The 10,243-nt window shown below is 71.8% G+C and carries 4 protein-coding genes; 3 read left to right on the top strand and 1 reads right to left on the bottom strand.

Annotation, left to right across the window (positions count from 1 at the left end):
* The first annotated feature begins 47 nt into the window (after positions 1-47).
* Both ABT001_RS24050 and ABT001_RS24055 read left to right on the top strand, forming a co-directional pair.
* Complete coding sequence (locus ABT001_RS24050) at positions 48-3,200, top strand: non-ribosomal peptide synthetase (RefSeq protein WP_351281041.1); 3,153 nt, start codon at positions 48-50, stop codon at positions 3,198-3,200.
* The gene (locus ABT001_RS24055) at positions 3,197-7,174 is read left to right on the top strand and encodes a non-ribosomal peptide synthetase (protein ID WP_351281044.1); all 3,978 of its coding nucleotides are present in this window, start codon (positions 3,197-3,199) and stop codon (positions 7,172-7,174) included. Before ABT001_RS24050 ends, ABT001_RS24055 begins: the two co-directional genes overlap by 4 nt.
* Before the next feature lie 111 nt (positions 7,175-7,285).
* Here ABT001_RS24055 and ABT001_RS24060 read toward each other — a convergent pair whose 3' ends face one another.
* A complete protein-coding gene (locus ABT001_RS24060) occupies positions 7,286-8,239 on the bottom strand; it encodes a thioesterase domain-containing protein (RefSeq protein ID WP_351281046.1) in 954 nt (317 codons plus the stop codon).
* A gap of 453 nt (positions 8,240-8,692) precedes the next feature.
* Between ABT001_RS24060 and ABT001_RS24065 the strand changes: the two genes are divergently transcribed.
* A partial coding sequence (locus ABT001_RS24065) for a condensation domain-containing protein (protein ID WP_351281049.1) occupies positions 8,693-10,243 on the top strand: 1,551 nt, incomplete at its 3' end.

The following is a 10,243-nucleotide window of genomic DNA, read 5'->3' on the forward strand; positions in this document are numbered from 1 at the left end:
CGCGCGCCCGGCATTCCGTACGGCCAACTACGACAGAGCTGGAGTACATGGTGTCCGTGGACCTGGACCATCGTCAGCCACACGAGTCGGCAGCCGCCGCGCGGCAGGGCCCCCGCACCCTGTCCCACTGGCGTCCCGCCGCACCTTCCGTGGGCACCGTCGCCCGTGCCGTGCGGCTCGCGGGTGCCGTACCGACCGCACACGTCGACAGCGCGCTCCGGACGCTGGTGAGCCGTCACCCCGTACTGCGCGGGGACGGCGACCGCTCTCCCGTCCGGGCCCAGGAGGCCGACGCCGCCACGGAGGAGGGGGCCCTGGGACGGGCGGAGGAGCACGCCGGGGCGGAGTGGGACCTCGGCACGGGCCCGCGCCTGCGCGCCTGCCGGATACGGGTCGGCGAGGACGCCACCGTGCTCACGCTGGCCGCCCCGAGCGCGGTCTGCGACGAGTCGTCGATGACCGCCCTGTGGGACGAGTTCCGCACGCTGTGCGCGGGCGGAACGCTGCCCGGCGCGCCCGAGGCCGACCCGAGGCGTGCCCCGCTCACCACCGGTTCCCCCGAGCAGCAGCGCGCCTACTGGAAGAGCCGGCTGGACACCCACCTGCCCCTGCCCCGCTTCGGCATCGAGAGCCCGGCACGGGCCGACGGCCCGGCGGCCGGGCGCGGGGCGGTCGCGTTCACCGTGCCGGCCGGAGTCCGCGACGCCGTGGAGGAGCTGGCACGGCGCTCCGCGACCGCCGCCGACTCGGTGCTGCTCGCGGCGTTCCTGGCCACGCTCCACCGCTACGTCCGGGAGGAACAGACCCTCGTCGGCGTCCCCGTGGAGAGCCGTGCCGCTCCCGGTGGCGCGAACGCCGGCGGCGCAGCCGTCGGGAACTTCGTCAACACGGTGCCGCTGCTGGTACCCGTCGACCGGACTCTGCGCTTCGGCGAGCTCCTGCAGCTGGCGCACACCGCCCTCGAGGAGGCCCGGCAGCGGGCGGACCTGCCGCTCGCCGAGGCCCTCGCCGGACGAGGAGGGGGGCCCTGGGCCCCCGCCCCGCGCGTCCAGTTCGTACCGCCGGGACCCGTCCCGAGGCGGCCGGCCGGGGGAGCCCCGCACGACGGTGCGGGAGGACGCGAGCTGCCCTTGCGGGTGACGGGCGCCGCGGCCGGTGTCTCGTTCCGCCTCGCGCACGCCGAGAACACCTGGACCGGAGTCCTCGAGTACGACACGGCCGAGATCCGGGTGGGCGCCGCCCGGGGATGGGCGGACTCCTTCGCCACACTCCTGGCTCACGCCGCCGCCTGCCCGGCAGCGGGACTCGGCGCACTCGAGATGCTTCCGGCCGACCGGCTCGACGGCACGGTCGCGGTGATCAACAGCGGTTTCGAGACCTACCCGGGAACGCGCCCCGTGCACGCGGCGTTCGAGGAGATCGCCCGCAGCCGACCGGACCTCACCGCCGTCGAGTCGGGTACCCGGTCGATCGGTTACGGGGAGCTCGACCGGCGGGCCAATCTTCTCGCCCACCGGCTGATCGCCCAGGGGCTCGGTCCCGAGCGGACCGCCGGCGTCCTCGTCGAACGCTCGGTCGACCTGATCGTCGCGCTGCTGGCTGTCTGGAAGACCGGGGCCGCCATGGTGCCGCTCGACCCGCGGATGCCGGACAAGCGGGTGGAGTTCATCACCGGTGACGCGCGGCTCACCACCATCGTCACCCAGGAGCAATTCAGAACCCGGCTCTCGGAGCAGCGGGTACCGCTCACCATGGTGCCGACCGAAGGCGGTGCCGACGCCCCCGGCGCTCCCGGCCTGCGCATGGACAACACCGCGTACGTCTACTACACGTCCGGGTCGACCGGGCAGCCCAAGGGCGTCGTGCTCGACCACCGGACGGCGTCCGTGCGCCTGCAGTGGCTGGCCCGCCGCTACCGGTTCGGGGCCGGTGACAGGGTCGTGCACAAGACGCCCCTGATCTTCGACGTGGCCGTCTGGGAGATCGTCGGACCGCTCAGCGCGGGCGCCACACTGCTGCTCGCCGACCCCGGGGCCGAGTCGGACGTGGCGCACCTGAGCAAGCTGCTCACCACCGAGAACACCGTCTTCACCCACTTCGTACCGTCCATGCTGGACGCCTACCTGCGCCACGCGCCCGCGTCCGGACACCCCTCCCTGCGCTGGGTCCAGCTCTCCGGCGAGGCGGTGCCGGCGCGGCTCCTCGAACGGTTCGCCGGGCACTTCTCCGCCGAGTGCCACAACCTGTACGGACAGACGGAGACCTCCGAGGTCGCCGCCTGGGAGGGACGGGCCTTCGAGGGTGACGGAAGTGTGCCGCTCGGCCGGCAGATCGGCATCTACCGTCTGTTCGTCCTCGACGAGGCGCTCCGTCCGGTCCCGCCCGGCGTCACCGGCGAGCTCTGCGTCGCCGGGGTGGGAGGGCTGGCCCGCGGCTACCTGGGCCGTCCCGGCACCACGGCGGAACGCTTCGTGCCCCACCCTTACCCCGTCACGCCGGGGGAGCGGCTGTACCGGACCGGGGACCTCGCCTCGTCCGACGAGGACGGGCTGCTCACCTACCGGGGCCGGGTCGACGAACAGACCAAGATCCGCGGCTGCCGGGTGGAGACCGGTGAGGTGGAGGCCGTTCTCTCCCGGGGCGGAGCCGACTGCGCGGTCGTCGCCCGGCCGGACGAGGACGGGGCGGCGGAACTCGTCGCCTACGTGGTGGGCGGCCGCTCCACGATCGAGACCATGGCCGCCCACGCCGAGGAGTACCTGCCGGGCTACATGCTGCCGAGCGTCTACGTCGCCCTCGACGCCCTGCCGCTCAACTCGTCCGGAAAGCTCGACCGGCGCGGCCTGCCCGCCCCGACCGCGGACGACCGGGCGGCACGGCGCACCGGATCGGAACCGCCGCTGAGCGCCTTGGAACAGCGGATCGCCGAGCTGTGGCAGACCGTGCTCCGCATCGACCGGCCGGGCCGCGACGACAACTTCTTCAACATCGGCGGCAACTCGCTGAAGTCGCTGCAGATCCTCAACCGGATCAACGCCGCCTTCCACATCAAGTTCACGGTGCGCGACTTCTTCGCCGGGCCGACGATCAGCCAGATGGCCACCACGGTGGATCGCCTGCTGCGCGAGATGATCGCCGCGATGTCGGAGGACGACGCGACGGGTCTACTGGCCGAACTGAAGGAGTCCCAGGCACGATGACCACCACCGAATCCGCTCAGGACCGGCTGCTGAGGCAGCTGTTGTCAGGGGAGACATCGAGCGCGGTGAGCACACGGATCCCCCGGGTGCCCCCCGGCACCCGCGTACCGCTCACCCCGGCCCAGCGCCGGATCTGGTTCTTCTCCCAGCTCTACGCGACGAGTAACGAGTACAACCTCTTCGACCTCGTGTACGTCGACCGGGCTCCGGACGAGAGTCGGCTCCGAGCCGCGCTGCGCGTCCTGGTGGAGCGCCATGTCGCCCTGCGGGTGCGGATGTTCGAGGTGGACGGTGAGCCCGTGCAGGAGGACTGCGGGGCCTACGACCCCGAGGTGGTCCGGTACGACCTCACCGGGTACCCGGAGGAGCAGGCCGAGCGGCGTGCCACCGACATCGCCAACGAGTGCTCTCGTGAGGTGCTGCGGCCGGAGAAGCCGCCGTTGTGGCGGTTCTCGGTGATCCGGCTGCCACGGGGCCGGGCCGCGTTCGTCCTCGGTTTCCACCACGTCATCGCCGACCACTGGTCCTGGATGCAGCTCGTCCGGGAGCTCACCGAGCTGCTCGCCGGAGAGGTCTCCGAGGCCCACGAGGTCTCCGAGGGACCCGACTTCCTCGACTACGCGGCCTGGCTGCACGACAACCACGACGAGCGGCGGGCCGAGGACGACCTGGCGTACTGGACCGAGAAGCTGGGCGGCCCGCTGCCCGTTCTCAGCCTGCCGGCGGACCGCCCGCGGCCGAAGGTCTCCACGCGCGCCGGGCACAGCGTCCCGGTCAGAGTCTCCCCCGAGGTGCTGGCCGAGGCGGCACGGGTGGCACGCGAGCACGACACCACGACGTACGTCGTCATGCTCGCCGCCTACCACGTCTTCCTCGGCCGGCTCAGCGGCCAGCGCGATCTGGTCGTCGGCGGCGTCTTCGCAGGCCGCGACCAGCCCTTCTCGGAGAAGATCTTCGGCTGCTTCGTGAAGTCGGTCGCCCTGCGCACCGAACTCGACGAGCGGACCACTTTCAGCGCCGCCGTCCGGGCCGTGCACCGGACCGTGCTGGAGGCCCAGGACCACCAGTACGTCCCCTACGACGACATCGTGGCCCGCCTGGACGTGCCCCGCGATCTCGGCGTCGACCCCGTGTTCCAGGCGCAGTTCTCCCTCCAGACCGCCGACTCGCCGCAGGACGAGGGGTTCGAGACGGACCCCAGCGGCCTCTCCGAGTACGGCACCGCCAAATGGGACATGGCCCTCGTCGTCACCGAGACCGCGCAAGGCCTCAGGGGAATCATGGAGTGCTCGGCGGACCTGTTCGACCGGGCGACCGTCACCCGTTTCTCCACCATGTACACGCACCTGCTCGGCCGGCTGCTCCTCGCCCCCGAGGCCGAGGCGGCGAGCCACCCGCTGATCACCGACGACGAGCGGGACCGCATCCTGTACGGTCTCAACGCCTACGAACGCCCCACGCACACCTACCGTTCCCTCGCCGAGCCGTTCGAGGAGCAGGTACGCCTGCGCCCGGACGCCACCGCTCTGATCGGCGACGAGGGAGTCCTCACCTACGGCGAACTCAACGCCGAGGCCAACCGGTTGGCGCATCACCTGGCCGCCCGTGGTGTCGGCCCGGGCACCAGGGTCGCCCTGTGCACGCACCGGGGATTCGCCATGGTGGTCGCCATCTACGCGGTGGCCAAGGCCGGTGGCACCTACGTGCCGCTCGACCCCGAACTCCCCGACGCCAGAATTCGGTTCATGCTGGAGGACACCGGCCCGAGCACGGTGCTCACGGCGGGAACCGCCCGCGCGCGCGTCCCCGCGGGCCCCTGGTCGGTGATCTCCCTGGACGACCCCGCGCCCTGGGCCGACATGCCCGCCACCGACCCCGACAGGGCGGTCCCGCACCAGGTCTCCCACCTGCTCTTCACCTCGGGCTCCACCGGCCGTCCCAAAGCCGTCGCCTCGGACGCCGCCGGTTCCGTCGCGGACATCCTCTGGATGCAGCGGCGCTACCCCTATCTTCCGGGGGACACCGCCCTGCTGAAGACGTCCTACGGATTCGACGTCTCCCTCTGGGAGATCTGCTGGCCCCTCTACACGGGCGCCAGGGTGGCCGTCTGCCGTCCGGGCGAGCACTGGGACGTCCACTACCTGGCCCGCATGATCGACGAGTACGAGGTCACCACCGCCTACGTGATCCCCACCCAGCTCCAGGTGTTCCTCGACGAATGGTCCGAGGGGCAGTGCGCTTCGCTGCGCTGGATGATCTCCGGCGGCGAGCCGGTCACACCCCGGCTGCGTGACGCCTGCCATTCCAAGCTGGGCGCGGAGCTGGTCAACGGCTACGGGCCCACCGAGGCCGGCCGGGTCACCGACATGACTGTTCCCCGCGAACCGGGCAACCCGGTCGTCCCGCTCGGGCGCCCCTCCGACAACTTCCGGCTGCACGTCCTCGACGACAACCTCGACGTCGTGCCGGTCGGCGTGCCGGGTGAGGCGTTCATCGCCGCCGAGGTCGGCCTGGCCCAGGGCTACTTCAACCGGCCCGCGCTCACCGCGGAGCGCTTCCTGCCGGACCCCTACGGCCCGCCCGGATCGCGCATGTACCGCAGCGGCGACGTGTGCCGCTACCGCGACGACGGCGTCCTCGAACATCTCGGGCGCATCGGCAACCAGGTGAAGATTCGTGGCATGCGCATCGAGCCGTCCGAGCTCGAGGCCGTCCTGGCCGAGCAGGAAGGCGTCGACCGGTGCGTCGTGCTGGTGGTCACCGAGGCCGAGGAACAGCACCTCGTGGCCTTCGTGGTCCCGGGGGACGGTGCCGAGCTCGACCCCGCCGAGACGGGGGCACGAGCGGCGCGCATGCTGCCCCGCTACATGGTTCCCACGTCCGTCCAGGTCGTCGACGACATCGTCACCAACGTCAACGGCAAGCCCGACAGGGAGGCGCTGCTCGCTCACTGGCCCGGCAGGGCCGGCTCCGACGACAGCCGGGCCGACGCCGCGCACTCCTACGCCGATGACACGGAGGAGCGGATGGCCGCCATCTTCCGCCGCATCCTCGGCGTGCACCAACTGACGGTCACCGACAGCTTCTTCTCCCTGGGCGGTCACTCCCTGCTGGTCTTCCGGCTGATCGCGGCCTGCACCGCCGAGTTCGGGACGGAGCTCGGCGTGGCCGAGATCTTCGCCGCACCCACGGTCAGGGACCTCGCGGCCCGGGTCCGCGATCCGCGGGCCGCCGACGGCGGCTGCCTGGTACCGCTCGCCCCCCGCGCCGGCGCGCCCACCCTGGTCTTCGTGCACGCGGCGAGCGGCTCCGTGCTGCCCTTCCGTGAACTCGCCGAGCAGTTGGGAGAGGACTTCTCGGTCCACGCCCTGCAGGCTCCGGGCCCCGACACCCCTGACGCCTCGTCCGTCGAGGAACTGGCCCTGCGGTACCTGGACGCACTCGAACCGGTGCGCGGCCTCAGCCCGGTCTTCCTGGTGGGCTGGTCCATGGGCGGGTCCATCGCCCTGGAGATGGCCCGTGAGGCCGAACGCCGGTCGGCCCCGGTCGACGCGACGGTCATGCTGGACAGCTGGCCCCCGCCGGCCTGCTGCACCACCGCCGCCGAGCAGTCGCGGACCCGGCGGGCGATCGAGGACCTGGACATCGGTGCCGTGGAGGGAGTCGACCTGGACGCACTCGACGAGGACCTGGCCCGGGTCACCGAGCGGAACCGGCGAGCGCTCCTCGCACACCGACCCGAGCCCTACGCGGGCCGTGTCCACCTCCTGCGAGCCGCCGAGCCGCTCCCGGTCACCACCGTCGTTCCCACGCCCGACGAGGGCGAGGGCGCCTGGCGGAGCGTGGTCGGGGACCTGGTGCGCGAGGTGATCCCCGGCAACCATCTGACGCTGCTGCGTGGCGGCAACGCCGCCGGCCTCGCCCGACGGCTCCGCCGGATCACCTCCGAGAGCCTGGTCTTCGACGAGATCTGACAGGACTCGGACAGTGACAGGGCCGGGGACCGCTACAGGTCCCCGGCCCTGTCACGCACGGCGGTCGAGGCTGGTGGGCCGGCGCCGCCCGGGCGCCGGCCCACCACGGCGTCAGGCCCCGCCGGGTCGCGACAGGACATGCCGCTGGATCAGGGCGAGGATCTCGGCCCCCTCCGTGGTGGGGAAGAAGTGGCCGCCCGGCACGACATGCGCGCGGAAGCCCGCGGTGCTCCACCGCGACCAGCGCAGGCACTCGGACAGAGGGGCGAAGGCATCCTCGGCCCCCACCAGAGCGAGGACGGGCACGTCGACGGGCTCGACATCGTCCTCGGCCCTGGCACAGCTCTCGACGACCTCCAGATCGGCGCGCAGGCACGGCAGGAACTCACCGCGGCTGAAGGGGTCGTCCAGGACCTGATCCGGGGTACCGCCCCAGGCCGCCATCGCGGCCAGCAGATCGGTGTCGCTCATGGCCGCGACGTCTCCCACCACCCGGTCGGGGGGCGTGGACGCCGCCGTCACCAGCAGCCGCGCCCCACGGGACCGGACCCTGCGCAGCACCTGGTGACCGATCAGGGCGCCCGCGCTGTGCCCGAAGAGTGCGAACGGACGGTCCCCGTATCCGTCGACCGCGGCGGCGATCGCGTCGGCGAGCGGGCCCACCCTGCGGTAGGGCGGCTCCTGGATCCTGTCCTCGCGGCCCGGCGCGTGGACCACCACGACCTCCACCCCCTCAGGCGCGATCGCGGCCCACGGCTGGAAGAGCGAGGGACCGGCGCCCGCCGGCGGCAGCGCGAAGACCACGAGCCCGTCGGCGGCGGCCGTGAGCCGCTTCAGCCGGACCTCGCCGCCGGGCTCCCCTTCTCTCCGCGTCTCCTCCCACACCGGCGGGCGCATTCCGGGCCCTTTCGCCAAGCGCTGCAGCAGTTCCTCTTTCCTGTCGCGCAACAGGGCCAGCATTTCCGGGGTTATCGCGTCCTTCGGCGCGTCGAAATGCAGGCGTCCTTCCTTCGCCCATACGCGAATGTTGTTACTGCGGAGTTCCTGCAGCAGTTGGTCGATCATGACCGATGACGCCCCCTGTCGCGTGTCCGGACCGCGCCGAGCGGCGCGGGTCCTCTGTCGGCCCAGGGTGACCCCGGAGGTCACCTCGGCGCACGTCCGGCGGAACGGACCGGTCACGAGCGGCTCGCGAGCCGGGGAGAGCAGGTGTTCAACTGAGGTGAATCATCAGTTGGAATGCCGTCCGGGGTGCCGTGGAAGCACTTGATTGACGGGCCCATGGGCGCTGTCTACGGTGGGCTGGATCGCAGTTCCGGCCGGACTTCGTCATAGCGTCGACAAGGATCGTCAGTACGCCGAGAAGGCATTGTCACCGGGGAATTCCCCGTGTTCGCTCCGATCCCGGAACGGGAACAAGCGCGGCTGTTTCCGGGTGTCACCAGCCGACCGCTGCCCGGACTGTCCGCGGCCGCCCTCGTGAGCCGTCCGATTCCGCTTGCCAGAAGGGGCTCTGTCATGACTGGATCGCTGCCCGAGACCGACGCCCACCGCCTGCTCGACGAACTGCGCGCCGACGGCGTGCGGTTGTGGGTACACGGCGATCGCTTGCGGTACCGGTCGGACGACGGGCTGAGCACGGGGCGGATGGCCGCGCTGCGGGAGGCGAAGAAGGAGATCACCGAGCTGCTGCGGGCGGAGGCGGCCGTCGGTGCGGCGGCGTCCGGGCCTGCCGCCCGGGTGCCGGAGGCCGCCGCGGGTGGCCTGGCCAGGCCGGAACGACCCGCCGAAGTGCCCCTCTCCCTCGGCCAGGAGGGCCTCTGGTTCCTCGACCGCACGGGCGAGACCGGGGCCGCCTACCACGAGCAGTCGGCCGTGCGCCTTCGCGGTGCTTTGGACGAAGCCGCCCTGAGCGAGGCGCTGACCGAACTCGTCCGCCGCCACGAGGTGATGCGCACCCGCTACGCCGACGTCGACGGGGTGCCCCGGCAGACGATCGAACCCGCCACCGCCCCCGTCCTCCAGAGGCACGATCTGACCGGAGTGGCGGCCGGCGAGCGCGACGCGGCGCTGCGCGGGGTGCTGCGCGCGGCTGCCGCAGCCCCCCTCGACCTGGCGGCCCGCTGCCCCATGTCGCTCCAACTCGTGCGCACCGGTGACCAGGAGCACGTCCTCGCCGTCACTGCCCACCACATCATGATCGACGGCACCTCGTTCGACGTCCTCTTCCGTGAACTCGGCCTGCTCTACGAGGCGTTCCGCAAGGGCGAGCCCTCACCGCTGCCTCCGCCCGCGGCCCAGTACGCCGACTACGCCCTCTGGCAGCGTGAGACCCTGCGCGGCGAGCGGCTGCGTGAACTCCTCGACTACTGGACCGGCCGGCTCGAAGGAGCACCGGCCACCCTCGGCCTGCCCTTCGACCGGCCCCGTCCCGCGAGTCCGGGCTTCCGCGGCGACGTGGTGCGCTTCACCCTGCCCGCGCCCCTCGTCGAGTCCCTCACCGCACTCGGGCACCGGAACCAGGCGACCACCTTCATGGTGCTGCTCGCGGCCTTCCAGGCACTGTTGTCACGTTGGAGCGGCGAGGACGACATCAGCGTCGGCCTGCCCGTCGACGGCCGCAACCACCCCGACGCCGAGCACCTCGTCGGCTACTTCCTCAACACCCTCGTGCTCCGCTCCGACCTCACGGGCCGGCCCACCTTCGTGGAACTCCTGCGCCAGGTCCGGAACAACCTGATCGGCGCCTACGAGCACCGGGACCTCCCGTTCGGGCGGCTCGTCCAGGAAGTCGCCTCCCACGGCAGGACCGATCATCAGCCCTTGTTCCAGGTGCTCTTCACCTATCTCGCGGAGAGCGAGCTCCGCATGGGCGACCTCGACCTCGAGCGCGTGGACGTCACGGAGAGCACCGCCAAATTCGATCTCTCCCTGCTGCTCTCCGAAACCCCTTCGGGGCGGATCGAGGGTGGGTTCGAGTTCTCTGCGGATTTGTTTGATCGGGGTTCTGTGGAGCGGTTGGTGGGGTTGTTCGTGGTGTTGTTGGAGGGGGTGGTGGGTGATGTGGGT

The organism is Streptomyces sp. NPDC002793 (assembly GCF_040295485.1).
Lineage (GTDB): Bacteria > Actinomycetota > Actinomycetes > Streptomycetales > Streptomycetaceae > Streptomyces.